The sequence below is a fragment of the Roseovarius sp. CH_XMU1461 genome (genome assembly GCF_037027165.1).
GTDB classification, from domain to species: Bacteria; Pseudomonadota; Alphaproteobacteria; order Rhodobacterales; family Rhodobacteraceae; genus Roseovarius; species Roseovarius nubinhibens.
Genome location: NZ_JAYMDV010000003.1, coordinates 336,101 through 360,830, shown reverse-complemented (window position 1 = coordinate 360,830; position 24,730 = coordinate 336,101). Strand labels below are relative to the sequence as shown.

Annotated in this window: 24 protein-coding genes and 3 riboswitches; of the genes, 15 read left to right on the top strand and 9 right to left on the bottom strand. The window is 65.8% G+C overall.

From position 1 onward, the window contains the following. Positions 1-5: 5 nt before the first annotated feature. The 5 genes from WA237_RS10925 to WA237_RS10905 all read right to left on the bottom strand — a co-directional run bounded on the left by WA237_RS10925 (position 6) and on the right by WA237_RS10905 (position 7,667). The gene (locus WA237_RS10925) at positions 6-1,790 is read right to left on the bottom strand and encodes a sensor histidine kinase (protein WP_336097704.1); all 1,785 of its coding nucleotides are present in this window, start codon (positions 1,788-1,790) and stop codon (positions 6-8) included. A 296-nt stretch (positions 1,791-2,086) separates the two neighbouring features. Continuing rightward, on the bottom strand, positions 2,087-3,307 hold the full coding sequence (gene eutH, locus WA237_RS10920; RefSeq protein WP_009814122.1) for an ethanolamine utilization protein EutH: 1,221 nt from the start codon (positions 3,305-3,307) through the stop codon (positions 2,087-2,089). Positions 3,308-3,400: 93 nt separating this feature from the next. After that, complete coding sequence (locus WA237_RS10915) at positions 3,401-4,225, bottom strand: inositol monophosphatase family protein (protein WP_336097702.1); 825 nt, start codon at positions 4,223-4,225, stop codon at positions 3,401-3,403. A 100-nt stretch (positions 4,226-4,325) separates the two neighbouring features. After that, positions 4,326-6,773, bottom strand: a complete 2,448-nt coding sequence (locus WA237_RS10910; RefSeq protein ID WP_336097701.1) for a GcvT family protein — start codon at positions 6,771-6,773, stop codon at positions 4,326-4,328. A gap of 12 nt (positions 6,774-6,785) precedes the next feature. Continuing rightward, a complete protein-coding gene (locus WA237_RS10905) occupies positions 6,786-7,667 on the bottom strand; it encodes a choline/ethanolamine kinase family protein (protein WP_156783366.1) in 882 nt (293 codons plus the stop codon). Between the two features lie 204 nt (positions 7,668-7,871). On the opposite strand from WA237_RS10905, the gene WA237_RS10900 reads away from it, so the two are divergent. The 4 genes from WA237_RS10900 to WA237_RS10885 all read left to right on the top strand — a co-directional run bounded on the left by WA237_RS10900 (position 7,872) and on the right by WA237_RS10885 (position 12,054). Continuing rightward, a complete protein-coding gene (locus WA237_RS10900) occupies positions 7,872-8,651 on the top strand; it encodes a DeoR/GlpR family DNA-binding transcription regulator (RefSeq protein ID WP_009814126.1) in 780 nt (259 codons plus the stop codon). 36 nt (positions 8,652-8,687) lie between these two features. Further along, a riboswitch (TPP riboswitch) is annotated at positions 8,688-8,802 on the top strand. 36 nt (positions 8,803-8,838) lie between these two features. Continuing rightward, on the top strand, positions 8,839-9,825 hold the full coding sequence (thiB, locus tag WA237_RS10895) for a thiamine ABC transporter substrate binding subunit (protein ID WP_336097700.1): 987 nt from the start codon (positions 8,839-8,841) through the stop codon (positions 9,823-9,825). Continuing rightward, positions 9,801-11,381, top strand: coding sequence for a thiamine/thiamine pyrophosphate ABC transporter permease ThiP (locus WA237_RS10890; protein WP_336097699.1), 1,581 nt, complete (start codon positions 9,801-9,803; stop codon positions 11,379-11,381). Before thiB ends, WA237_RS10890 begins: the two co-directional genes overlap by 25 nt. Beyond that, complete coding sequence (locus WA237_RS10885; protein ID WP_336097698.1) at positions 11,368-12,054, top strand: thiamine ABC transporter ATP-binding protein; 687 nt, start codon at positions 11,368-11,370, stop codon at positions 12,052-12,054. The genes WA237_RS10890 and WA237_RS10885 overlap by 14 nt, the downstream gene beginning before the upstream one ends. Positions 12,055-12,072: 18 nt before the next feature. Here the strand turns inward: WA237_RS10885 and WA237_RS10880 are convergent, their stop codons facing one another. The 3 genes from WA237_RS10880 to WA237_RS10870 all read right to left on the bottom strand — a co-directional run bounded on the left by WA237_RS10880 (position 12,073) and on the right by WA237_RS10870 (position 14,090). After that, positions 12,073-12,282 carry a hypothetical protein gene (locus WA237_RS10880; protein ID WP_336097697.1) on the bottom strand — a complete coding sequence of 70 codons (210 nt, stop codon included), beginning with the start codon at positions 12,280-12,282 and terminating at the stop codon, positions 12,073-12,075. A 97-nt stretch (positions 12,283-12,379) separates the two neighbouring features. After that, positions 12,380-12,829 carry a 6,7-dimethyl-8-ribityllumazine synthase gene (locus tag WA237_RS10875; protein ID WP_009814131.1) on the bottom strand — a complete coding sequence of 150 codons (450 nt, stop codon included), beginning with the start codon at positions 12,827-12,829 and terminating at the stop codon, positions 12,380-12,382. 77 nt (positions 12,830-12,906) lie between these two features. Beyond that, positions 12,907-13,054, bottom strand: a riboswitch (FMN riboswitch). Between the two features lie 37 nt (positions 13,055-13,091). Then, on the bottom strand, positions 13,092-14,090 hold the full coding sequence (locus tag WA237_RS10870) for an asparaginase (protein WP_336097696.1): 999 nt from the start codon (positions 14,088-14,090) through the stop codon (positions 13,092-13,094). A gap of 182 nt (positions 14,091-14,272) precedes the next feature. On the opposite strand from WA237_RS10870, the gene WA237_RS10865 reads away from it, so the two are divergent. The 10 genes from WA237_RS10865 (at position 14,273) to WA237_RS10820 (ending at position 22,816) form a co-directional block, all read left to right on the top strand. Further along, entirely contained in the window at positions 14,273-14,812 is a 540-nt protein-coding gene (locus WA237_RS10865) for an invasion associated locus B family protein (RefSeq protein WP_336097695.1), read from the top strand. A 107-nt stretch (positions 14,813-14,919) separates the two neighbouring features. Continuing rightward, a riboswitch (TPP riboswitch) is annotated at positions 14,920-15,040 on the top strand. A 102-nt stretch (positions 15,041-15,142) separates the two neighbouring features. Continuing rightward, positions 15,143-16,963, top strand: a complete 1,821-nt coding sequence (thiC, locus tag WA237_RS10860) for a phosphomethylpyrimidine synthase ThiC (protein WP_336097694.1) — start codon at positions 15,143-15,145, stop codon at positions 16,961-16,963. Continuing rightward, positions 16,960-17,928, top strand: a complete 969-nt coding sequence (locus WA237_RS10855; protein ID WP_336097693.1) for an FAD-dependent oxidoreductase — start codon at positions 16,960-16,962, stop codon at positions 17,926-17,928. Before thiC ends, WA237_RS10855 begins: the two co-directional genes overlap by 4 nt. Beyond that, the gene (gene thiS / locus WA237_RS10850) at positions 17,897-18,094 is read left to right on the top strand and encodes a sulfur carrier protein ThiS (RefSeq protein WP_216014868.1); all 198 of its coding nucleotides are present in this window, start codon (positions 17,897-17,899) and stop codon (positions 18,092-18,094) included. Before WA237_RS10855 ends, thiS begins: the two co-directional genes overlap by 32 nt. A gap of 1 nt (position 18,095) precedes the next feature. Further along, positions 18,096-18,866 (top strand): thiazole synthase, encoded by a 771-nt coding sequence (locus WA237_RS10845; protein WP_009814137.1) that lies wholly within the window; start codon positions 18,096-18,098, stop codon positions 18,864-18,866. Further along, positions 18,866-19,477 (top strand): thiamine phosphate synthase, encoded by a 612-nt coding sequence (locus tag WA237_RS10840; protein ID WP_336098090.1) that lies wholly within the window; start codon positions 18,866-18,868, stop codon positions 19,475-19,477. The genes WA237_RS10845 and WA237_RS10840 overlap by 1 nt, the downstream gene beginning before the upstream one ends. Further along, complete coding sequence (locus WA237_RS10835; protein ID WP_336097692.1) at positions 19,474-20,433, top strand: HesA/MoeB/ThiF family protein; 960 nt, start codon at positions 19,474-19,476, stop codon at positions 20,431-20,433. The genes WA237_RS10840 and WA237_RS10835 overlap by 4 nt, the downstream gene beginning before the upstream one ends. Then, on the top strand, positions 20,430-21,158 hold the full coding sequence (thiD, locus tag WA237_RS10830; protein ID WP_336097691.1) for a bifunctional hydroxymethylpyrimidine kinase/phosphomethylpyrimidine kinase: 729 nt from the start codon (positions 20,430-20,432) through the stop codon (positions 21,156-21,158). Before WA237_RS10835 ends, thiD begins: the two co-directional genes overlap by 4 nt. A 90-nt stretch (positions 21,159-21,248) precedes the next feature. Beyond that, positions 21,249-22,436 carry a 23S rRNA (adenine(2503)-C(2))-methyltransferase RlmN gene (rlmN, locus tag WA237_RS10825; protein WP_009814142.1) on the top strand — a complete coding sequence of 396 codons (1,188 nt, stop codon included), beginning with the start codon at positions 21,249-21,251 and terminating at the stop codon, positions 22,434-22,436. Between the two features lie 179 nt (positions 22,437-22,615). Beyond that, entirely contained in the window at positions 22,616-22,816 is a 201-nt protein-coding gene (locus WA237_RS10820; RefSeq protein ID WP_216014871.1) for a hypothetical protein, read from the top strand. A gap of 39 nt (positions 22,817-22,855) precedes the next feature. Here WA237_RS10820 and WA237_RS10815 read toward each other — a convergent pair whose 3' ends face one another. Then, positions 22,856-23,680: an LOG family protein gene (locus WA237_RS10815; RefSeq protein WP_009814144.1), complete on the bottom strand. Its 825-nt coding sequence runs from the start codon at positions 23,678-23,680 to the stop codon at positions 22,856-22,858. 81 nt (positions 23,681-23,761) lie between these two features. On the opposite strand from WA237_RS10815, the gene WA237_RS10810 reads away from it, so the two are divergent. Next, entirely contained in the window at positions 23,762-24,682 is a 921-nt protein-coding gene (locus WA237_RS10810; RefSeq protein WP_336097690.1) for a threonine/serine dehydratase, read from the top strand. The last annotated feature ends 48 nt before the right edge of the window (positions 24,683-24,730 follow it).

Below are 24,730 nucleotides of genomic sequence, written 5' to 3'. Positions count from 1 at the left end.
CCGGGTCAGGCGGCGAGCGGCAGATCGATGTGAAAGACGGTGCCTTGGCCGAGCACGCTCTCGTAGGAGATCGCGCCGCCCATCCGTTCGATCAGCACCTTGGCGATATGCATGCCGAGCCCCGAGCCGCCATGGGTCGGGGTCAGGTCGCTTTCGATCTGGTGGAAGCGGCCGAACACGCGGTCCTCGGATTTGGCCGGGATGCCGATGCCGCTGTCGCGGACCGAGAGGCGGAGCGCCTCGGGTTTGAGCTGCACCGAGAGATCGACATGGGCGCCCTCGGGGGAGAACTTGATCGCGTTGGAGATCACATTGCCGACCACCTGCCGCACCCGGTTGGGATCGACATGGACCTGCTGGCCGATCTTGTCGGAGACGATGGTGAGCCGCACCTTGGCCTGATCCGCCTGACCTGCATGTTCCTCGAGCAGATTGGCGAGAAGTTCATCCATATCGAGCGCCACCGGGTGCAGGCGCAGCGTGTTGAGATCGAGCTTTTGCAGGTCGAGCACGTCGTCGATGAGTTTGAGCATCCGCATGCTGTTGCGCTGGGCGATGTTGAGAAGCTTGCGGATGGGTTCGCTCGGCTCGCCGGGAAAGCCGTTGAGCGCCAGATCGAGCCCGCCCTTGACCGAGGTCATCGGGGTGCGCAGCTCATGGCTGATCATGGCGATGAATTGCGATTTGGCGTGATTGGCGGCCTCGGCCCGGACCAGCGCCTCGCGCAGCGCCTGGGCCGAGTGTTCGCGTTCGGTGATATCGACGAGCGAGATCGTCCAGCCGAGCAGGTTGCGGCGGGTGCGAATGGGGCTCTCGATGGGCAGGATGCGGGGCTCGAATATGCGGTCGGCGAGCGGCACCGGCGCGCCGCGTGCGGTGCTCTGATCGCGGTCGAGCGTGTTGAGGATCGGGGCGAGGGCGAGCAGGCTGCGCAGCGAGCCGCCGGGTTTCGGCAGCAGCGGGCCAAAGATCTCGGTCGCGGCGGGATTGGCGCCGGTAAAGCGGAATTCGGAATCGGTGATCAGCACCGGATCGCTGGTGGCATAGAAGATCAGGCTGCGGCCCTGCGCCTCGGTGTCCATCATCGTGTTGTTGGTCAGAAGCCAGCTGAAGGCGAGCAGCGCGGCGGTGAACATGAACGGTGTCGGATCAAAGCCGAACACCGTGAAACCCCAGACGATATAGGCGAAATTCGCGCTGAGAGGTGCTGCGGTGATGACCAGCAGCACGCCGAGAAAGGGCCGGATCGCCACGGTGGCGCGGTGGAAGGCATAGAGCAGCACGCCGAGCGAGCTCAGCACAAAGACATAGAGCCCGGCCGCCACCGCATAGAAGAGCGGCCCGTGATCAAAGACCACATAAGGATGCGGCGCGTCTTCGATCAGATAGGTGGCCTCGGTGTAGAGCATATGGGTCTGGCCATTGGTGAGCGCCACGAGGCTCACCACGAGCGGCACGCCGATATAGGTATAGGGGCGGCGGCGCTTGCTGTGGCGGTCGGGGTTGAGCGTGTAGTCAAAGAGGAAAAAGGCCCAGGCAATCGGCAAGAGCGCGATACCGGGCCAGGCGGCGAGCGACCAGGCGACCTTGCAGTCGAGCCCGACAGAGGCGAAATCCGCCGCCACGGTGAAGAGCCACCAGAGCATCGCCGCAAAGGTCAGGATAAAGGCGGGTTTGCCGGCGAAGCGGTGTGACCGGGCGACCCAGATCAGCACCAGCCCCGAGACCGCCCAGAGGGCCAGCACCGAGAGCGATACGGTGGAGACGTCGAAATTGGTCAGGCAGCTCATGCGCTCATCTTTGTAAAATTCTTTGTCGTCTTTTGGGCGGGGCCGCCCGTCTCAAGGCGGCCCGGTGCCGGTGGTTCGGTTTCTCGCACGCAACATTGGGACAATTTTCAATTGAAAGCAGGGGCCTACGTGGCCCTGATTTGGCCGCAGCCTAGCCGAAACTTTGGAGGGTGTGGATGTAAATTAGCCACGCTGCGAGATATTTGCGACAAAAACGGGCAGGGACCCGCGCCACGAAAAACGCCCCCACAGCGGACTGCGGGGGCGAGGGGCCTGTCGGCACGGGGAGAGCCGGATCAGGCGGGTTGGGGATCTGCCAAGGCGGGCTCTTCCGCCTCCAACTCGAGCGCCTTGGGCACCGAGAGCCAAAGCGCGATGACAAAGCCGCAGATGCCGCCGCCGAGCTTGCCCAGCAAGAGCGGCAGGATGATCGACGGTTGGAAATTCGCGGCAAAGGCCAGGTGGTCGCCAAAGGAGAAGGCGGCGCAGACGCAGAACGCGATGGCCAGCACCTTGTCGCGGGCCGGCATGTCGCCGATCAGCCGATACATGGCGAGCACATTGGCCGCCGCCGCCAGCAAACCCGCCGCGCCCCGGGGTGAGACGCCGATGGCATGGCCCATGGCCTGCATCGGACCGGCGAGATATTTGGTGATCAGATAGACCATCGGGAAGGCCCCGGCGAGCATGATGCCGATATAGCCCGCGATCTCGAGCGCGCGGAACTGATCGGCCTCGTCGGCGATGATCGGGTCAAAGCCCCAACCGCCGAGCACATTGGTGAAGAGCCCGGTGAAATATTCCACGATGGAAAACACCAGCACCAGCGTGATGCCCGCATACATGATCTTGCCGAACCACAGAAAGCCCCGGATCATCGCATTGGGCGCAAAGCGCAGGCCAAGCGCGATGGCGACACAGAAGATCGCCAGCGGCGCGAGGTTGCGCAGGATCGAGCCCATCCCGAGGGCGAGCGACAGGGTGGCGTCGCCGCTGGCGGCAATATCGGGGCGCACCTGCACATCGCCGACCATGATCAGCATGGCCGAGATGAACACGCCCAGAGGCACGCTCAGGATGCCCGACATGATGCCGAGCGCCATATATTTGTGATCGGATTTCTTGAGCATGGCGAGCCCGACCGGGATCGAAAAGATGATCGTGGCCCCCGCCATATAGCCGACCAGCGAGGCGATGATCCACGCTTCGCGGCTCTGCGCCAGCACATCGGCGAGCTGATAGCCGCCCATGTCGATGGCGATGATCGTGGTGGCGGCGATGGCCGGATCCGCGCCGATCAGCATGAAGAGCGGGCCGACCACGGCGCTGACGAATTCCGACAGATAGGGGATCGCGGCCATGATCCCGGCCACCGGCACGAAGATCGGGCCGATGGAATAGAGCCCCTCTTGGAATTCCTTGCCGAGACCGCTTTCAGGGTTTCGGATATAGGCGAATGCGCCGAGCACGGCGCAGGCCATGATGATGTAGATGATTACCGTCCCTATCATTTCCATAGGTCTGTCTCCATGTTGCAAAATGATGCGGCCGCTTGATCGGCCTTGTCGTCATTTGGATCGGGCCGGGGCGTGCCCCGGACCGGTCAGGTCTTATCCGCCGGGGCGTGGTGCCGGGGCGGGGTGATCTTTCAGGATGTCGAGCACCTCTTCGTGCAATTCGGGCGTGGCGGCCGAGACGACCGGGCCTTCGTAATCGAGCCCCGGTGTGCGGCCCTGCCAATCGGTGAGCACGCCGCCCGCGCCGGTCACCACCGGGCGCAGCGCGAGGAAATCATAGGGTTTGAGATCATAGTCGATGACCACATCCACATGCCCCGCCGCCAAAAGCGCGTGGGGGTAGCAATCATAGCCAAAGCGCCGGGTGCGGCCCAACCGCAGGAGTTTCTGAAAGAGCGCGGGATGATACGTGGCGATCTTGTCGCCCTCGTTGATATAGACCGTGGCGAGGCCGAGCATCGTCTGATTGGAGGCGCGGATCGGCTTGCCATTGCAGCTCGCCCCGCCATCGCGCAGGCCGAGATAGGTCTCGCCCAGCATCGGCATGCCGATCAGCCCGAGCTGTGGCACGCCTTGGTCGAGATGGGCGAGCAGAAAGCCAAAGAGCGGGTGGCCCGAGATAAACGACCGCGTGCCGTCGATCGGGTCGATGACCCAGATCCGGCCGCGATCCGCGCCTTCGATCCCGTGCTCTTCGCCGACGATGCCGTGATCGGGATAGCGCGCTGTGATCCGGTCGCGCACCAGCGTCTCGATGGCGCGGTCGGCCTGGGTGACGGGGCTTTCATCCGCTTTGAATTCCACCCCGATGGGGCGGCGAAAGAACCGTTTGGCCGTCTCGGCCGCCTCTGTCGCGAGGGCGAGGCAGAACTCGGTGGGGATGGCGGTGCTGTTGGCTGTGGTCTTGGCTGTGGTCATGCGGGGCTCCGGAATAGATGCGCCCGGAACCACCTTCCGGGCGCCCCAATGGCGCGGGCGGAGAGAGGCCCGCGCCAGTCAGGATCTGTTTGGGTCGGGCTCATGCCTTGACCCGTGTCATGGCGGGGTCGTAGAGCGGTGTCATATGGACCTCGCAGGCCACCCGTTCGGTGCCGACCTCGAGCTCATAGCTGCCGCTTTCGACGAAATCGCGGGTGACGCCATCGGGGTGGCGCACATAGCCGTAGCCGATGGATTTCTCGACCGTGTAGCCATAGCCGCCGCTGGTGAGCCAGCCGACCCGCTCGCCATTGCGATAGATCGTCTCGCGCCCCAAGAGCACCACTTCGGGATCGGTGGTGAAACAGGCCATGAGCTTTTTCACGCCGCCTTCATTCTGGTCCTTGGCCGCGGCGCGCCCCTTGAAGGGGATGTCCTTGCGCAGCTTGACCGCCCAGCCGAGACCGGCCTCGAACGGCGTGTGATCCGGCCCGATGTCCGAGCCCCAGGCGCGATAGCCCTTTTCGAGCCGCAGCGAGTCAATGGCGCGGTAGCCCGCGTTGATCAGCCCGTGATCGGCCCCCGCCGCCATCAGCGCGTCATAGACCGTGGTGGCAAATTCGACCGGCAGGTGCAGCTCCCAGCCGAGCTCGCCCACATAGGTGACGCGCAGCGCATCGACGCGGCAGCCCGCGATGCCGATGGGTTTGAGCGTGCCAAAGGGGAAGGCTTCGTTGCTCACATCCTGCGAGGTCACCGCCGCGAGAATGTCGCGCGATTTCGGCCCCATCAGCGACAGCACCGCGCGGGACGAGGTGATGTCGAAGAGCTGACAGTTGAGACCCTCGGGGATGTTGCGGCGGATCCAGTCGAAATCATGGGTGGCAAAGCCGGTGCCGGTGACGATGTAGAACTCGTCCCGCGCCACCCGCCCGACGGTCAGATCGCATTCGATGCCGCCGTGATCATTGAGCATCTGGGTGTAGGTGAGCGCGCCCACCGGCTTGTCCACGTCATTGGCGGCGATCCAGTTGAGCGCCTCGACGGCATCGGGGCCTTTGAGGGCGAATTTGGCAAAGGAGCTCTGATCAAAGAGCACCGCCGCCTCGCGCGCGGCGCGGTGTTCGCGCCCGACCGCGTCGAACCAGTTCTGACGCCCGAAGGTATAGATGTCGCGCGGCTCTTCGCCCTGTGAGGCATCGGCGAACCAATTGGGTCGCTCCCAGCCGAGCTTTTCGCCGAAACACGCCCCCTGTGCCGCCAGCCGATCATAGAGCGGCGATTTGCGGCAGGGCCGGCCCGAGCGGTTTTCCTCATGCGGCCAGCCCATCGTGTAGTGCTTGGCATAGGCCTCGATGGTGCGGGTACGGACCCAATCGGTGTCGAAATGCGGCGCGCCGAAACGGCGGATGTCGGCGGACCAGAGGTCGAACGGCGGCTCGCCCTTGTGGACCCATTCCGCCAGCGCCATGCCCGCGCCGCCGCCGGCGGCGATGCCAAAGGCGTTGAACCCGGCACCGACATAGAAATTCCGCAGCTCGGGCGCCTCGCCGATGATGAAATTGCCATCGGGGGTAAAGCTCTCGGGGCCGTTGGTCAGCGTCTTGATCCCGGCGCTTTCCAGCGCGGGCACCCGGCCGAGCGCCAGCTCCATCAGCTGTTCGAAATGGTCGAAATTGCTGTCGAGCAGGGAGTAGTGAAAGCCCTTGGGAATGCCGGTCTTGGCCCAGGGGATCGGGTTCGGCTCGTAGCCGCCCATCACCAGCCCGCCGACCTCTTCCTTGTAATAGGTGAGCCGGTCGGGATCGCGCAGGGTCGGCAGATCGGAGGTCACGCCCTCGATCGCCTCGGTGACCATATATTGATGCTCCATCGGCACCAGCGGCACGTTGACGCCAAACCGCGCGGCGAAATCGCGGGTCCATTGCCCGGCGCAGCAGATCACCTTTTCGCATTCGATGCGGCCCTGATCGGTGATCACCGCGCGGATGCGGCCATCCTCGATCTCGATATCGGTGACCTTGGTGTCCTCAAAGATCGACGCCCCCGCCATGCGCGCGCCCTTGGCCAGCGCCTGGGTGATGTCCGAAGGGTTGGCCTGACCGTCGGTCGGCATATAGGCCGCGCCCACCACGTCATCGACATTCATCAAGGGCCAGAGTTTCTGCGCCTCCGACGGCGTCAGAAGCTCCATCTCGAGGCCGAAACTATGGGCGGTGGTGGCCTGCCGCTTGACCTCGGTCCAGCGTTCTTCGTTACAGGCGAGGCGCAGGCCGCCGTTCATCTTCCAGCCCGTGCCGAGCCCGGTCTCTTCCTCGATCTTGTTGTAGAGATCGACGGAATAGCCCAGCAGCTGGGTGATATTGGCGTTAGAGCGCAGCTGGCCGACGAGACCCGCCGCGTGAAAGGTCGTGCCCGAGGTCAGTTTCTTGCGTTCGAGCAGCACCGTGTCGGTCCAGCCCAGCTTGGCCAGGTGATAGGCGGTCGAAACGCCGACGATGCCGCCGCCGATGATCACGGCCTTGGCTGAGGTTGGCAGGTCAGTCATCCAGTAGGGTCCTTACATAGTCAGGAAATCGGTATGGGATTGCCGGAAGGCGGCGAGGTTGTCGGCCGTGTAGGCGGCGTAGTCGAAGTCGAGCTCGGAGGTGAGTTCCGACACCATGCTCCACATGGTTTCACGCAGGAGCGAGGCGCATTTCATCGCCGCATAGCGGTGCAGCAGATCACCGGTGACGGGGGCCTCGAAATAGTGTTCGAGACAGGCCACTTCCTGCGCCTCCGAAAGGCCGTTGTTCGACGCCAACCCGCCGAGATCGAAAAGCGGGCTGTTGAAGCCGGCATAGTCGTAATCGATGAGCCAGAGCCGCGTGCCATCGTCGAGCAGATTGGCCGCCAGCAGATCATTGTGGCCAAAGACCATGTCGAAAGGCCCCGCCGCCTCTTCGAGGCTGTTGCCGAGCGACACCAGCTCGTCGATCAGCGGGCCGTGCGGGCTCTGCCGTTCGGCCAGCGTCGCGCCATAATCGCGGATCACATGAAAGACCCAGAAGATGAGCGCCGGGCCGCGCAGATGTTTCGGCGCGTCGCGGTGGCAGCGTTTCACCAGGTCGATGATGCGCGGCAGCATCTCGGGCGCGCGCACATCCTCGGCAGTAAGCGTATGGCTGTCGACGAAATCGAGCACGGTGACCGAGGGCTCGGCATATTTCACCGCCGGGGCCACGCCCGCCGCATAGGCCGCGTGCATGGCGCTCAGCTCATTGAAGCGCATCACGTGATGTTCGGGAATGTCCGAGCCCACCCGCACCGCGTAGCGGCCCGCCGCATCCTCGGCGAGGTAGTTGAGATTGGTGATCCCACCTTCGAGCGGCGACAGGGTCACCTCGCCCGTCCAGCAGGGCAGCGCCATGATGCGACGCATACGTTCTTGTTGGTTCAAACCAGCCTCCCATGTTGCAAAATGTTGGGTTTTCACCGCAACACCGCAAGTCTCCCGGGAAAACCGTGCAATACGACTCGGGCACCTGTCAATAAAAACCACAGTTTGCCACATCATTTAATTTTCCAGCGGTTTGGATTTGGCATTTTGTGGCAAACTGCCTAGTCTGGCCTCCCCGATCCTAGTGAAATGGCCCGATCCCGTATGAGTAGCCTCGCGAAAACCACAAATCAGCGCGAAGAAGAAATCCTCACCGAGCTGCGCCGCGCCGGTGGCTCCTGCCGGGTGAGCTTTCTGGCCGAGCGGCTTGGCGTGTCCAATGAGACGATCCGACGCAATATCCGCTCGCTCGAGGACAATGAGGTGGTGCGCAAGGTGCATGGCGGCGTGCATCTGGTGCATCGGCTCAACGAGGCACCGTTTCAGAACCGGATGGACACCCAGGCCGAGATCAAGACCCGGCTCGCGGCGCGGGTCGCCGCGACGATCAGCGATGGCGATTCGGTGTTTCTCGATGTGGGCTCGACCACCGCCTATGTGGCGATGGCGCTGCGCAGCCATAAGAACCTCTATGTGGTGACCAATTCGATCTTTGTGGCGCAGACCCTGGCCACCCGGAACGGCAACCGGGTGTTTCTCGCGGGCGGCGAGCTGCGGTCGCATGATGGCGGTGCCTTCGGGGCCGAGGCGATTGATCTGGTGGGGCGGTTCAACACCCAGTTCGCGGTGTTTTCCATCGGTGCGGTGAATGCCGAAATGGGATTTATGCTGCATGATTTCGAAGAGGCGAATATCGCCCGCATCGCCGCCCAGAACGCGCAGGTGCGCATCGTGGTGACCGTGGCCGAGAAATTCGGCAAACGCGCGCCCGTGGTGCTCGACCATGCCGACCGGTTCGACATTCTGGTGTCGGACGAGGCCCCGCCCGAAGACATCGCCCGGATGATCCAGTCGCGCGGCATCGAGCTCTTGCTCGCCGAGTGAGCGGCCTTGCAACCCGGGGCGGCGGGCTTTAGTTTTCTGGAGACCTCGGGGTGTTCCTGTGGGCCGCTGGCCCGTGCGAACTGAGACGCTGTGCGAACCCGTTGAACCTGAACCGGCTAGAACCGGCGGAGGGAAGGATTGCACGACATTGCCTCTCCTTGCCCCTCGCGCCGCCAAGGAGAGTGCCATGAAGAAGATTGCAATTGCGCTGGGATGTCTGGGCGGGGCGCTGCCGGGGGCGGGGATCGCCGACACGCCCGAGCTCACCGTTTATACCTATGACAGTTTCGTCTCGGACTGGGGTCCGGGGCCCAAGATCGAGGGGGCGTTCGAGGAAAGCTGTGGCTGCGATCTCAACCTCGTGGGGATCGAGGATGGCGCGGCGCTGTTGGCGCGGGTGCGGCTCGAAGGGGCGCATTCCGAGGCGGATGTGGTGCTCGGCATCGACACCAACCTGATGGCGGCGGCGGCGGAGACCGGGCTTTTTGCGCCGCATGAGGTGAGCGCCGAATATGACCTGCCGATTGTCTGGGAGGATGCCAATTTCCTGCCCTATGACTGGGGCTATTTCGCCTTTGTCCATAACGAGGGCTTTGCCGCACCGGGCGATTTCCGCGCGCTGGCCGAGAGCGACACCAAGATCGTCATTCAGGACCCGCGCAGCTCGACCCCCGGTCTCGGTCTGCTCTACTGGGTCAAATCGGCCTATGGCGACGAGGCCCCGGCGATCTGGGAGGGGCTGTCGGACAATATCGTGACCGTCACCAAGGGCTGGTCCGAGGCCTATGGCCTGTTCCTCGAGGGCGAGGCGGATATGGTGCTGAGCTATACCACGTCGCCCGCCTATCACCTGATTGCCGAGGAGGACGCCAGCAAGGCGGCGGCGCTTTTTGACGAGGGCCATTACATGCAGGTCGAAGTGGCCGGCATGCTCAAGGGCAGCGATCAGCCCGATCTCGCCCGCCAGTTCCTCGCCTTCATGGTGTCGGACGCGGCGCAGTCGATCCTGCCCACCACCAATTGGATGTACCCGGCGGTGACCCCCGAGGCCGGTCTCCCCAAAGGGTTCGAGACGCTGACCCAGCCGGAAAAGGCGCTGTTCTACACGGCAGACGAGGCCGAGGCGCTGCGCAAGCCCGCGCTGGATGAATGGCTGACCGCGCTCAGCCGGTAAGCGGCACGCCGGGTCTCGTCGCCGCGCTTGGCGTGGCGGCGGTGATCCTTGGCACATTGCTCACCGTGGCGCTGCGGGCCGAGGGTGGCGCGGGGCTTTTCGGGCCTGCGGACTGGTCGGCGCTGCGCTTTACCCTGCTGCAGGCGAGCCTGTCGGCACTGCTCAGCGTCGGGCTGGCGGTGCCGGTCGCCCGCGCCTTGGCGCGGCGGCGGTTTCGCGGTCGGGCGGCGCTCATCGGGCTGATGGGCGCGCCCTTTATCCTGCCGGTGATCGTCGGTGTGCTGGGGCTGGTGACGGTCTTTGGCCGGGGCGGCTGGATCAGTCAGATCCTGGGCCAGTTCGGCCTGCCCCCGCTGAGCATCTACGGGTTGCATGGCGTCGTTCTGGCGCATGTGTTCTTCAACCTGCCCCTGGCGACGCGGCTCATCTTGCAGGGCTGGCAGGAGGTGCCGGGCGAGCGGTTCCGCCTCGCCGCACAGCTTGGCATCGAGGGCTGGTCGATGTGGCGGCTGATAGAGCTGCCGATGCTGATGCGGGTGGTGCCGGGCGCGCTGGCGGTGGTCTTTGCCCTCTGTCTCACCAGTTTCGCGGTGGCGCTGACGCTGGGCGGGGGGCCACGGGCCACCACGATCGAACTGGCGATCTATCAGGCCTTTACCTTTGATTTTGACCTCGGGCGCGCGGCGCTGTTGTCGCTGGTGCAGCTGGTGCTCACCGGGGTGACTGCCTGGGTGGCGCTGCGGCTTGGCAGTGGCGAAGGCTTTGGCGCGGGGCTCGACCGGGCGATCCGGCGCTGGGACGGGCAGGGGGCGCTGCGCCGTGGGCTCGACGCGGGCTGGATCGGGCTGGCGGCGCTCTTTCTGCTGCTGCCGCTGAGCGCGGTGGTCCTTGCCGGGCTGGGCGGGATGATCGGCCTGCCGGGGCAAGTCTGGCGCTCGGCGGCGATCTCGCTCGCTGTGGCGGGGGCGAGCACGGTTCTGGTGCTGATCGTGGCGCTGCCGATGGCCATCGCGGCGGCGCGGGGCGGTCGGGGGCGCAGCGGCATACTTGCCCGTATGGTCGAGCTCTCGGGGCTCTTGGGCCTGGCCGCCTCGCCGCTGGTGATCGGCACCGGGCTTTTCATCCTGATGCGGCCGCTGACCGATCCGATTGCCATGGCGCTGCCGGTGACGGCGCTGGTCAATGCGTTGATGGCGCTGCCCTTTGCGCTGCGCATCCTCGGGCCACGGGCGCGCGATGTGCTGGCGGGCGAGGGGCGGCTCGGGCTGAGCCTTGGGCTCACCGGCGGGCGGTTTGTGCGGCTGGTGCTCTGGCCCCGGATGCGGCCGCAGATCGGCTTTGCCGCAGGGCTCACCGCGGCGCTGTCGATGGGCGATCTCGGGGTGATCGCGCTCTTTGCCGATCCCGACACGGCGACGCTGCCCTTGCAGATCTATCGCCTCATGGGCGCCTATCGGATGGAGAGCGCGGCGGGGGCGGCGCTCTTGCTGCTCCTGCTGTCGCTGGCGCTGTTCTACATCATCGACCGGGGAGGGCGGTATCATGCTGAAGCTTGAGAACTGTGTCATCGACAATGACGGGTTTCGCCTCGCCGCTGACTGGGCGCTGGCGCCGGGACGGCTGGTGGCGGTGATCGGCCCGTCGGGCGGGGGCAAGACGACGCTGCTCGAGGCGGTGGCGGGGTTCGTGCCGCTGGCCGAGGGGCGCATCACATGGCAGGGCCGCGACATCAGCGCCGCCGCCCCCGATGCGCGCCCCGTGGCGATGCTCTTTCAGGATGGCAATCTCTTCCCGCATCTGACCGTGGCGCAGAACGCCGGGCTGGGCCTTGGGCCATCGCTCGCCCATGCGGGCGAGGCGGCGGTGGCCGAGGCGCTGGCGCGGGTGGGGCTCGACGGGCTTGGCGGGCGCAAACCTGCGGCGCTCTCGGGCGGGCAGCGGGCGCGGGTGGCGCTGGCACGGGTGCTGTTGCAGCGCCGGGCGCTTCTCTTGCTGGACGAGCCCTTTGCCGCGCTTGGGCCGGCACTTCGGGCCGAGATGCTCGACATGGTGGCCGAGCTCGCGCGTGAGACCGGCGCGAGCCTGTTGATGGTGAGCCATGATCCGGGCGACGCTCAGCGCATCGCCGATGAGGTGGTGGTGGTCAGCGATGGCATGGCCCATGCCCCGCGCGAGACCGGGCCGCTCTTTGCCGACCCGCCCGCCAATCTGCGTGCCTATCTGGGGTAAGGCCCAGAGCGTCAGCACCTAGCCATTCTCGCAGCCAATCCCGTCATTGTCGCGGTCCAGCCCGTAGATGTCGCGTCCCACGACGCGCACCGGGCCTTGGACATAGGCGGGGCCGTTGCCCGATCCCCCGGCGCAATCCACGTCCGAGGCAATCGGCACGCAGGCCCCTGAATAATTGGGGTCGCACTCCGCGGCGGCGGCAGGTTGCGGCAAAAACGCCAAGCTCATAATCCAGAAATATCTTTTCATGTGACGATCCACGTTAACGAAATATTAACATTCGTTAACGTGGGGTCAGCTTGGCGTTTCTACAAGAGGATGCGGATCAGGCCGCCGCCACCGCCGGGCGCAGCGCGGCGCGGGTCTCGGTGATCTTGAGCGCGGCGCGGGCGGCCTCGCGGCCTTTTTCGACGAAATGCGCGCGGTAGATCGCGTTGTGGTGATCCGTTTCCTGATAGTGATGCGGGGTGAGCGACACCGAGAGCACCGGCACGCCGCTGTCAAAGCCCGCGCGCATCAGCCCATCGACCACGGCCTGGGCCACGAAATCATGGCGATAGATGCCGCCATCGACGACAAAGGCGGCGGCGGCCACGGCGGCATAGCGCCCGGTCTGGGCGAGATCGCGGGCCAGCAGCGGCATCTCGAACGCGCCCGGCACGTCATAGACGTCGATCTGATCCATCGGGATCAGTTCGGCAAAACCGTCGAGCGCGCGGTCGACGATATCGGAATGCCAGTTGGCCTTGATAAAGGCGTAGCGGGGAAGTGTCATATCGGGGTCTCCTTTCACATTTGACACGTCACCCAGAGCATCAAACGAAAGGAGGCAGGGCCGCATGGCCCCTATCCTGTCGCTCTCTTCCATCCGGACTATGACCGTCGGCCCCGGAATTGCACCGGGTCTGCTGACACCCCGGAGAACCGGGGCCGCTCGCGGGCTTCGGGGGCTGGCCCCGTTACCGCCGGTGGGGAGTTTCGCCCCGCCCTGAGAGTGCCGCCAAACTGGCGCGTTCCGGGGCGGGGCGCAAGCGCAATCAGCTCAGCAGGCGCGCATCGGGGTGGATCATGCCGGTCGTCACCCCGCGCCAGTTGCGGATGGGCGCGTTCATATAGCGTTTGGCGGTCGGGTGATCGGCCGAGAGCACCCCAAGCCGCACCAAAAGCGCGGTGATCGCGCATTCCGACGCGCGGGTCGCGCCATCAGTGACCTTGAGCGCCACGCCCAGCCCGCGCTTGGGCAGGATCGCGATGAAAAACCCTTCGGCCCCGGTCTTGAGCGCTACCGGCTCGGAACAGGCGCGCATCAGCTCGGTGCAGGCCCGGGTTTCCCCGGCGACCAACTCGGGATGGGCGACCATCGCCTGCCAGAGCCGCACCATCGCCGTCTGCCGGGCATCCGCGCCCTCAGAGGCGGCGGCGAACTGCGCCATGGCGCGGCCCATGCCATGCAGGGTGCAGGCGTGGTTCGGGGCGGAACAGCCGTCGATGCCGAAACCGGGGCTGGTCTCGCCGGTGACCTCTTCAAAGGCCTGCAGACAGGCCTGCTGCACCGGGTGGGTGGGGTCGATATATTCGGGCCCCGCGCCGAGATGCTGGGCGAGGGTGAGAAAGCCCGCATGTTTGCCCGAGCAATTGTTATGCGCCTGACAGGGCGTGCCATTGGCGCGCAGCATCGCGTCGCGCTCGGGCTCGCCCATGGGGATTTGGACGCCACAGCGGAAATCATCATCGCCAAGCCCGAGATCGGCCAGCCAGCGCTGCACCCGCTCGACATGGATCGGCGCACCGGAATGCGAGGCACAGCTCAGCGCCAGCCGCTCGGACGACAGCCCCGCCGCCTCTGCCGCACCGCTTTCCACCAGCGGCAGCGCCTGCAGCATCTTGGCCGAACTGCGCGGCAGGATGAGCGTCGCGGGATCGCCCCAGGCTTCGCGGATGTTGCCATTGGCGTCGCAGATGACCGCATGGCCGGAATGCAGGCTCTCGGCCAAGGGGCCACGCCAGATTTCAACAAGGGGATGGGGTTGCGTCATGTTACCTCCGGGGGGCCGCGCCATGTGCGGGATTTCGCCAATTCGACCTTTCGTTTCTGGCCTGTTTCAGGCTAATGTTGCAATGTCGAGCAGGAATTGACCGTATAGCCCGGAAACCGGGGCGTGATAAAGCGGACGGTCATGAAATTGAGGTAAAGGGACAGTCTGGAGGCTGGACGAACATGGTATTTACGCAAATTCGCGGAGCACTCACCGGGGTTGTGGCGGCAGCGGCGCTGACGGGCGCGGCCTTGCCCGCAGCGGCACAGGAAAGCACCAACCAAGTGGCGGCCAACACCGCCTGGAGTGTCTTCGAAGACAAGAACCCCAAGGAATGCTGGGCCGTCTCGGCGCCGACCGAAACGGTGAACACGCGCGACGGGCGGGTTGTGGCGGTGCGCCGCGGCTCGATCCTGTTGATGACCTTCTTCCGCCCCGATGCGGGCGTGGCAGGGCAGGTGGCCTTTACCGGCGGCTATCCTTTCGCCGGTGGCTCGACGGTGGAAATCGACGTCGATGGCACTTCCTTCGATCTCTTCACCGAGGGCGAATGGGCTTGGCCCGCGAGCAAGGCCGACGACGCCAAGATCATCGCCGCGATGAAGGCCGGATCGAACGCCACGCTCACCGCACGGTCGAGCCGCGGCACCCAGACCAAGGACACGTTTTCGCTCTCGGGCTACACCGCCGCGATGGGCGAGGCCGAAAAGCGCTGCAAGTAAGCCGCTGATTTTAGGCGAGATCTTACGACGGCCCGGGGCAACCTCGGGCCGTTTTGCGTGGCACGGGGCCTGCCCTCTTGTCAGCGCAGGTGATTCCCACTACCACTGATTGCACGCAGGGGGGTCCCGCCTAGGGGACTGAGAGGCTGACAGTGCAGATGCACGGTGACGCGACCCTTTGAACCTGACCCAGTTGATACTGGCGTAGGAAGCTAGGTGCGCTCACTGGCCCGATGGGGCGAACTGCGCGATCCGACAAAGGGGAAGTCCCCTGCTCCCAGCCAAACGTCTTCTGGTGTCCTTCAGAGTACTGGCTTGAGGAGCACCAAAATGAACGTACCCAATCCCAAGATCACCACGGGCGCCTTGCCCGCCTCGCGCAAAATCTATGTCGCGGGCGAGATCCACAAGGATATCCGCGTGCCGATGCGCGAAATCTCGGTCCACCCGACCGCGGGCGAGCCGCCGCTGCCGGTCTATGACAGCTCGGGCCCCTATACCGATCCCGATGTACTCACCGATATCCGTCAGGGTCTGGCGCCGCTGCGCCGCGACTGGATCGTCGCCCGGGGCGATGTCGAGGAATATGAGGGCCGCGAGGTCAAGCCCGAGGACAACGGCTTTGTTCAGGGTGACCGTCTGACGCCGGAATTCCCGGTGCGCCCGAAACCCCTGCGCGCCAAGGATGGCGTCGCCGTGACCCAGCTCGCCTATGCCCGCGCCGGCATCGTCACGCCCGAGATGGAATATATCGCCATCCGCGAGAACCAGCTGCGCGAAGCCGTCAAGGAAGAGCGCGACGGCAATGATTGGGGCGCCAATATCCCCGATTACGTGACGCCCGAGTTTGTCCGCGACGAGGTCGCCGCCGGTCGCGCCATCATCCCCGCCAACATCAACCACCCCGAGCTCGAGCCGATGATCATCGGCCGCAACTTCCTGGTGAAGATCAACGCCAATATGGGCACCAGCGCGGTCTCCTCCTCGATGGAGGAAGAGGTGGATAAACTGGTCTGGTCGATCCGCTGGGGTGCCGACACGGTGATGGATCTCTCGACCGGTCGCAACATCCACAACACCCGCGAATGGATCGTCCGCAACAGCCCGGTGCCGATCGGCACGGTGCCGATCTACCAGGCGCTGGAAAAGGTGAACGGTATCGCCGAAGACCTGACCTGGGAAGTGTTCCGCGACACGCTCATCGAACAGGCCGAACAGGGCGTCGATTATTTCACCATCCACGCCGGTGTCCGTCTGCATATGGTGCCGATGACCGCGAAACGCGTCACCGGCATCGTGTCGCGCGGTGGCTCGATCATGGCGAAATGGTGCCTGCATCACCACAAGGAAAGCTTCCTCTACGAGCATTTCGACGAAATCTGTGACATCTGCCGCAAATACGATGTCAGCTTCTCGCTGGGCGACGGTCTGCGCCCCGGCTCGATCGCCGATGCCAATGACGAGGCGCAATTTGCCGAGCTGGAAACGCTGGGCGAGCTGACCAAGATCGCCTGGGCCAAGGATTGTCAGGTGATGATCGAAGGGCCGGGCCATGTCGCCATGCACAAGATCAAGGAGAACATGGACAAGCAGCTCGAATGTTGCCACGAGGCGCCGTTCTACACGCTTGGGCCGCTCACCACGGATATCGCGCCGGGCTATGACCATATCACCTCCGGCATTGGCGCGGCGATGATCGGCTGGTTCGGCTGTGCCATGCTTTGCTATGTGACGCCCAAGGAACATCTCGGCCTGCCCGACCGCGACGACGTGAAAACCGGCGTGATCACCTACAAGATCGCGGCCCATGCCGCCGATCTGGCCAAGGGTCTGCCCGGCGCGCAGCGTCGTGACGATGCGCTCTCCCGCGCCCGGTTCGAATTCCGCTGGGAGGATCAGTTCAACCTCGCGCTCGATCCCGAAACCGCGCGCGATTTCCACGATCAGACCTTGCCGAAAGAGGCGCATAAAGTGGCGCATTTCTGCTCCATGTGCGGGCCGAAATTCTGCTCGATGCGGATCAGCCACGACATCCGCGCCGAGGCCCAGAAGGAAGGGATGGAGGCGATGGCCGCCAAGTTCCGCGAAGGGGGCGAGCTCTATGTGCCCGCGCCCGAGGCGTCGGATGCCAAGGCGGAGCCTGCGGAATGATCACCATCCGGGGGGCCGGCCTCGCCGGCCTCACCACAGCCCTGGTGCTCTTGCGCCGGGGCGCGGCGGTCACGCTCTATGACCGCGCCGAGAGGATCGGCGCGGCCAGCGTGGCCCGCTTTGCCGGCGGCATGCTGGCGCCTTGGTGCGAGGCCGAGAGCGCCGAGCCCGAGGTGCTTGACCTCGGCCGCGAGGCGCTCGACTTCTGGGGCGAGGTGACGCCGGTGACGCAGCGCGGCACCCTGGTGCTCGCCGCCGGGCGCGACCGCGCCGATCTCACCCAATTCGCCCGCCGCAGCACGGGCCATGAGACGCTGGACGAGGCGCGGGTTGCCGCGCTCGAACCGGCGCTGGCGGGGCGGTTTCGTCACGGGCTCTTCTTTGCGCAAGAGGCCCATCTCGACCCGCGTCGGGCGCTTCTCGATCTCGCCGCTCAGGTGACCGGCCTTGGCGGCACGCTCTGTCTGGGCGAGACCGGGCCAGAGCGCGTCGATCTCGACTGTACCGGCATGGCGGCGCCCTTGCCGCGCCTGCGCCCGGTGCGCGGCGAGATGGCGATCCTGCGCTGCCCGGATGTCGAGATCAGCCGCACCCTGCGGCTCTTGCATCCGCGCGCGCCGCTCTATCTCGTGCCGCGCGGCGCGGGGCTCTACATGATCGGCGCGACCAGCGTCGAGAGCTCGTCCACCCGCCCGCCGAGCCTGCGCTCGCTCGCCGATCTTCTCGGCGCGGCCTATGCGGTGCATCCGGGCTTTGCCGAGGCCAGCGTCGAGGAAATCGGCGCGGGGCTGCGCCCGGCCTTTGCCGACAACCTGCCGCAGCTCATCCACCGCGACGGCACGCTCTATCTCAACGGGCTCTACCGTCACGGATTTCTGCTCGCCCCGGCCATGGCCCGGCGGGCGGCACGCAACTTGCTGGGAGACACAGAAGATGAAACTGATCGTCAACGCCTGCCCGCGTGACATAGAGGGCAAGACGCTCGGCGCGGCGCTGGCCGAGCTTGGCTTTGAGGCGCAGGCCACCGCCACCGCGCTCAACGGTGTCTTTGTCCCCCGCGAGGCGCGGGCGGACACGCAGCTCAACGATGGTGACCGGCTCGAAGTGCTGGCGCCGATGCAGGGAGGCTGAGATGCTGACGCTTTATGGAAAGACCCTGACCTCGCGGCTGATGCTGGGCACCGCGCAATACCCGTCGCCGAAAATCCTGACCGAGGCCATCGCCGCCTCGGGCACCGAAGTGATCACCGTCAGCCTGCGGCGCGAAACGGCAGAGGGTAGCGGCGCGGGGTTCTGGGACATCCTGCGCGAAAGCGGCGCGCATATCCTGCCCAACACCGCCGGCTGCCACAGCGCCCAGGAGGCGGTGACCACCGCCCGCATGGCGCGTGAACTTTTCGGCACCAACTGGATCAAGCTCGAGGTGATCGGCGACAGCGACACGTTGCAACCCGATGTCTTTGGCCTCGTCGAGGCGGCGGAAATCCTCTGTGCCGATGGGTTCGAGGTGTTTCCCTATACCACCGATGATCTGGTGGTCGGCGCACGGCTCGTTGCGGCGGGCTGCCGGGTGCTGATGCCCTGGGGCGCGCCCATCGGATCGGGGCAGGGGCTGCGCAACCCCGAGGCGCTGCGCACCATGCGGGCGCATTTCCCCGACATCCCGCTGGTGGTGGATGCGGGGATCGGGCGGCCCTCGGATGCCTGCGCCGCGATGGAGCTCGGGATGGATGCGGTGCTCTTGAACACGGCGGTGGCGCGGGCCGGGGATCCGGTCACCATGGCGCGGGCCATGGCGGGCGCGATCGAGGCGGGCCGCGCCGGGTTCGAGGCAAACCCGATGGAACGGCGTGACATGGCGGTGCCCTCGACACCGCTTCTGGGATTGGCGGAGTTGGCATGATGGATCGTTTCTACCTGCTCGTGAGCGATGTGCTCTGGTTGCGGGCGCTGGTGCCCTTGGGCGTGCGGCTCGTGCAGCTGCGCATCAAGGACCGTGACGCGGCGGAGACCCGCGCCCAGATCCGCGCCGCCCGCGAAGTCTGCGCCGCCCATAATTGTCAGCTGGTGGTCAATGATTACTGGCAGATCGCGCTCGAAGAGGGCTGTGATTTCGTCCATCTCGGACAGGAAGACATGGACAGCGCCGATTTCACCGCGCTGCGCCGGGCGGGCGTCCGCTTTGGCCTCTCGACCCATGATGAGACGGAACTTGACCGCGCCCTCGACAAGGGCCCGGCCTATGTGGCGCTCGGCCCGGTCTATCCGACCTTGTTGAAAAAGATGAAATGGGGGCCGCAGGGGCTCGACCGGGTGCGCGACTGGAAGGCGCGGGCAGGCAAGGTGCCGCTGGTGGCGATTGGCGGGCTGACGCCCGAACGGCTGCCCGCTGTCTTTGCAGCCGGGGCCGACAGCGCGGCGGTGGTGACCGATATCCAGCGCGCCGCCGATCCGTTGGCGCGCACCGCCGAATGGATCGCGGCCTGCGACGCCGCCGACCTGACCCCGGCATGAGCCGCCACGCCCGCCAAGAGATGATCATCGGCACCGCCGCTCAGGCGCGGCTGGCGGCGTCGCATGTGCTGGTCATCGGCGCGGGCGGGCTCGGCGTGCCGGTGCTGCAATATCTGGCCGGGGCGGGCATCGGCCGGATCACCCTGCTCGATCCCGATCATGTCGAGGAAAGCAACCTGCACCGGCAGGTGCTCTACCGCATGTCCGACATCGGCGCGCCCAAAGCCGAGGCCGCCGCGCGTCATCTGCGCGCGCTCGCGCCCGCGCTCGACATCACCGCCGAGGTGGCGAGCTTGACGCCGTCGCGCGCGCCGGATCTGGTGGCGGGGGCCGATCTGGTGGTCGACGGGGCCGACAGTTTCGCGGTCTCCTACATCCTCTCGGACGCTTGTCTCGCGGCGGGCACACCTCTGGTCAGCGGCTCGGTTCTGGGCGCGCGCGGCTATGCCGGGATGTATTGCGGCGCGGCCCCGAGCCTGCGGGCGGTGTTCCCGGATCTGCCACAGACCGCCGCCACCTGCGCCACCGCCGGCGTGCTCGGCCCGGTGGTCGGCATGACCGGCACGCTCTGCGCGCAGCTGGCGCTCGCCCATCTTGCCGGGCAAGAGCCGCGCCCCGCCGGGCGGCTCGTCACCCTCGACATGGAGAGCTATGCGCCCAGCAGTTTCAGCTTTCTCGGCGCGCCGGAACCCAGCCAGCGCTGGCCCTTCATCGACGCGGGCCTCCTGTGCGACGGCGATCAGGTGATCGAGCTGCGCCCCGAGGCTGAGGCCCCCACGCCCTTTGTGCCGCAGGCCCGCCGCGCCCGGCCCGAGGCGGTGACAGGGCTGGCGCTCGATCCCGCCCGCCGGGTGGTGCTCGGCTGTCAGACCGGGCTCAGATCCTGGCGCGCGGCGCGGGCCCTGGCCGAGGTGGGGCGCTATGACATCGCGCTCTGCGCCGCGGTGGCGGCATGAGCGCGATCCTCACCATCGGCGGCACCGACAGCAGCGGCGGCGCAGGGCTCACCCGCGACGCGCAGGTGGCCCGTGATCTCGGCCTGACGCCACGCCCCGTGGTCACCGCCGTCACCGCCCAGACCGATACGGGCGTCGTCGCCATCCATCCGGTGCCGCCCGCGATGATCGCGGAACAGATCGCCGCCGCCTTGGCCACCGGCCCGGTGGGCGCGGTCAAGATCGGCATGTTGGGCAGCCTTGAGGCCGCCGAGGCGGTGGCGCAGGCGCTCGCAGACTGTCCCGCCCCCCGCGTCCTCGACCCGGTGCTGAAGGCCAGCTCCGGCGGTGCGCTCGGCGGGCCAGAGATGCTGCGCCCGCTCTTGCCCGGTCTCACATTGCTGACCCCCAACCTCGCCGAGGCGGCAGAGCTCAGTGGTGGGGCTGAGGCCCACACCGACACCCACCGCGAGATGCAGGGCGCCGGGATCCTCGGGCTCGGGGTGCAAGCGGTGCTGATCAAGGGCGGTCACGGCGCGGGCGATGAGAGCATCGACTGGCTCTATGGCGTGGGCGATCCGCGCAGCTATGCCGCGCCCCGGCTCAAGCGTGGACGGCGCGGCACCGGCTGTAGCCTCGCCACCGCCATCGCCTGCCATCTGGCGCGGGGCGAGAGCCTGCCCATCTCCTGCGGTGCGGCCCGGCGCTATGTGCAGCGATGGTTGCAAGAGGCGCAAACCCGCTAAACGCGGCGCTTGACGGCGCTGCCACGGGTTTTCTTTCACCGCGATCTGCTATAGGTGGGGCAATCCTTTGTCTCAGCCCGAGGTATCGCCATGTCCACGGACGCGCCCATCACCCAGGATGTCATGACCATTCCGCGCAAGCTGCCGGAGGGGCCGGTCAACCTTGTGGGCCTCACCCGCGACAAGATGCGCGATGTGCTCATCGCCCATGGCACCCCGGAAAAACAGGCCAAGATGCGGGTCTCGCAAATCTGGCAATGGATCTACCAATGGGGCGTGCGCGATTTCGACGCGATGACCAACCTCGCCAAGGCCTACCGCGCCGAGCTGGCCGAGAAGTTCGTCATCGAAATCCCCGAAGTCGTGTCGAAACAGGTGAGCTCGGACGGCACCCGCAAATATCTGGTGCGAATCGCCGGTGGTCACGAGGTCGAGGTGGTCTATATCCCCGAGGAAGACCGCGGCACGCTTTGTGTGAGCTCGCAGGTCGGCTGTACCCTCACCTGTTCCTTCTGCCACACCGGCACCCAGAAACTGGTGCGCAACCTGACCGCAGGCGAAATCATCGGTCAGGTGATGATGGCGCGCGATGACCTTGGCGAATGGCCCGAACAGGGCGCGCCCAAGGATGAAACCCGCCTTCTGTCGAACATCGTGCTGATGGGCATGGGCGAGCCACTCTATAATTTCGACAATGTGCGCGACGCGATGAAGATCGCCATGGACGCCGAGGGCATTCAGCTCTCGCGCCGCCGCATCACGCTTTCGACCTCTGGCGTCGTGCCGGAGATTGCCCGCACCGCGCAGGAAATCGGCTGTCAGCTGGCGATCTCCTTCCACGCCACCACCGACGAGACCCGCAACAAGCTGGTGCCGATCAACAAGCGCTGGAATATCGAGGAATTGCTGCAGGCCCTGGCGAGCTATCCCAAGGTCTCGAACTCGGAACGGATCACCTTTGAATATGTGATGCTCGACGGGGTCAACGACACCGATGACGACGCCCGCCGCCTGATCCAGATGATCAAGGATCACGCCATTCCGGCCAAGATCAACCTGATCCCCTTCAACGAATGGCCCGGCGCACCCTACAAACGCTCGTCCAACAACCGCATCCGTGCCTTTGCCGATATCATCTACAAGGCGGGCTATGCCTCGCCGATCCGCACCCCGCGCGGCGAAGACATCATGGCGGCCTGTGGTCAGCTCAAATCCGCTACCGAACGCGCCCGCAAATCGCGCCGCGAGATCGAGGCCGAAACGCGCGGCGCGCCCTAAGCGCCCCGCGCTTCCCTTACATGGCTGTCTCGGCCCCGTATCCGGGGCGCGTGGCCCTGTGCCATTAAGGCAAGGGGGCCGCGAAATGATCCCTTTGCCGCCACAATCCGACTGAAATCTTGCCACGCACCGGGGATAATCCGGTGTCATTCAATGGGATTAAACAAGGGCAAGAAACAATGCTGACCCAGAACAACGAGCAGTCGAAAGTCATGGAAATCGTGATGCGCGAGCGTCGCATGGCGATTTCGGATCGTGAATGGCAACACCGCCTGCGCGGCTATGGCTATGCCATCCGCGACACCGATGAGGGCCGCATCGTCGCGTCGCTTCTCAAGGGGCAGGACATCTGCGGGCTCCCGGCACATCTGCTGCACTGAATGGCAGCAGCCCTGCGCCGGGACCGGGGCGCTTAGCCCCTAGCAGGTCTCGTCATTATACCAGCCGTCGATGATGCCGACGGCCTCGTCCGCCGTCTCGACAAAGCGGAACAGCTCGAGGTCCTCGGCCGAAATCGTGCCTGCCTCCGACAGCGCCTCCCAGTTGATGATGGAGCGCCAGAACTTCTCGCCAAAGAGCAGGAAGGGCACCGGTGTCATCCGCGCCGTCTGAATGAGGGTGAGCGCCTCGAACAGCTCGTCCAGCGTGCCAAAGCCGCCGGGAAACACACAGATCGCCTTGGCCCGCATCAGGAAATGCATCTTGCGGATGGCGAAATAGTGAAAGTTGAAACACAGGCCCGGCGTCACATATTCGTTCGGCGCCTGCTCAAAGGGCAACACGATGTTGAGCCCGATGGAATTGCCGCCCGCATCGGCGGCCCCACGGTTGCCCGCCTCCATCACACCCGGACCGCCCCCCGTCGCCACGACGAATTCCTGACCATAGCTCTGCATGGATTTTTCCGTCATCATCCGGGCGAATTTGCGCGCCTCGTCATAGTAATGCGACAGCTCGGCCAGCGTCTTGGTACGGGCCGTTTCCTTATGCTCGGGATCGGGAATGCGCGCCCCGCCAAAGAGCACCACGGTGCTCTTGATGCCGCGCTCGTTCTGGATCATCTCGGGCTTGAGCAGCTCGAGCTGAAGCCGCACCGGGCGCAGCTCGTCCCGGCACATGAAATCGGGATCGTTGAAGGCCAGCCGATAGGCCGGGGCGCGGGTTTGCGGCGTGTCGGGCACCTGTTCGGCGGTGCTCCGGTCGGAATGGGCATCGCGAAACTGGCTGTTGCGCTCGTCTTTCATCTACTCGCATCCTTCACTAGGAGTTTAGGTCCAGACCTATAGGTTTCCCGAGGACTTGGGAAGATAAAGCGAGGCAAAGACATGGATTGGAAAACGGATATCGCGGCGGCCCTGACCCGGATCGCCCCCCATGTGCGGCGCACCCCGGTGATCGAGGTGACGGGGCTCTGGGACGGCGGCCCCATCGCGCTCAAGCTCGAACAGATGCAGCACACCGGCAGCTTCAAGGCGCGCGGCGCGATCAACACGCTCCTGTCGCAGGATGTGCCAAAGGCGGGGCTCGTCGCGGCCTCGGGCGGCAATCACGGTGCGGCGGTGGCCTGGGCCGCCTGGCGTCTCGGCCATCGCGCGGCGATCTTCGTTCCCGAAATGGCCGGCCCCGCCAAGATCGGGCTCATCGAACGGCTCGGCGCCGATCTCCATGTGGTGCCCGGCGCCTATGCCAATGCGCTCGACGCCGCCCGCGCCCATGAGGCCGAGACCGGCGCGATGCAGATCCACGCCTATGACGCGCCGGCCACCGTGATGGGGCAGGGCACGCTCATGGCGGAGTGGGAGGATCAGGGGCTCGACGCCGATACCGTGCTCATCGCGGTCGGCGGCGGCGGTCTCATCGGCGGCGCGATGGCCTGGCTCGACGGGCGGCGCAACATCGTGGCGGTGGAACCGGAAACCTCCTGCGCGCTCAATGCGGCGCTGGCGGCGGGCGCGCCCTGCGATGTCGAGGTCTCTGGCGTGGCGGCCAATGCGCTTGGCGCGCGGCGCATCGGCGACATCTGTTTCGATCTGGCGCAATCGACCGGCGTGACCTCTGTTCTGGTCAACGACGCTGCCATCACCGAGGCCCAGGTGCTGCTCTGGCGCGAGCTGCGGCAATGGGTCGAACCGGCCGGGGCCACGGCGCTGGCGGCGCTGCTGTCGGGCGCCTACCGGCCCGCGCCCGGCGAACGTGTCGCGGTGCTCGTCTGCGGCGGCAATCCCGCGCCCGATCCCGCCGGTTAGGGCTTGCGCATGGCGGCGACAGGCGTACCTTGTCGCCAACCTCAGGAG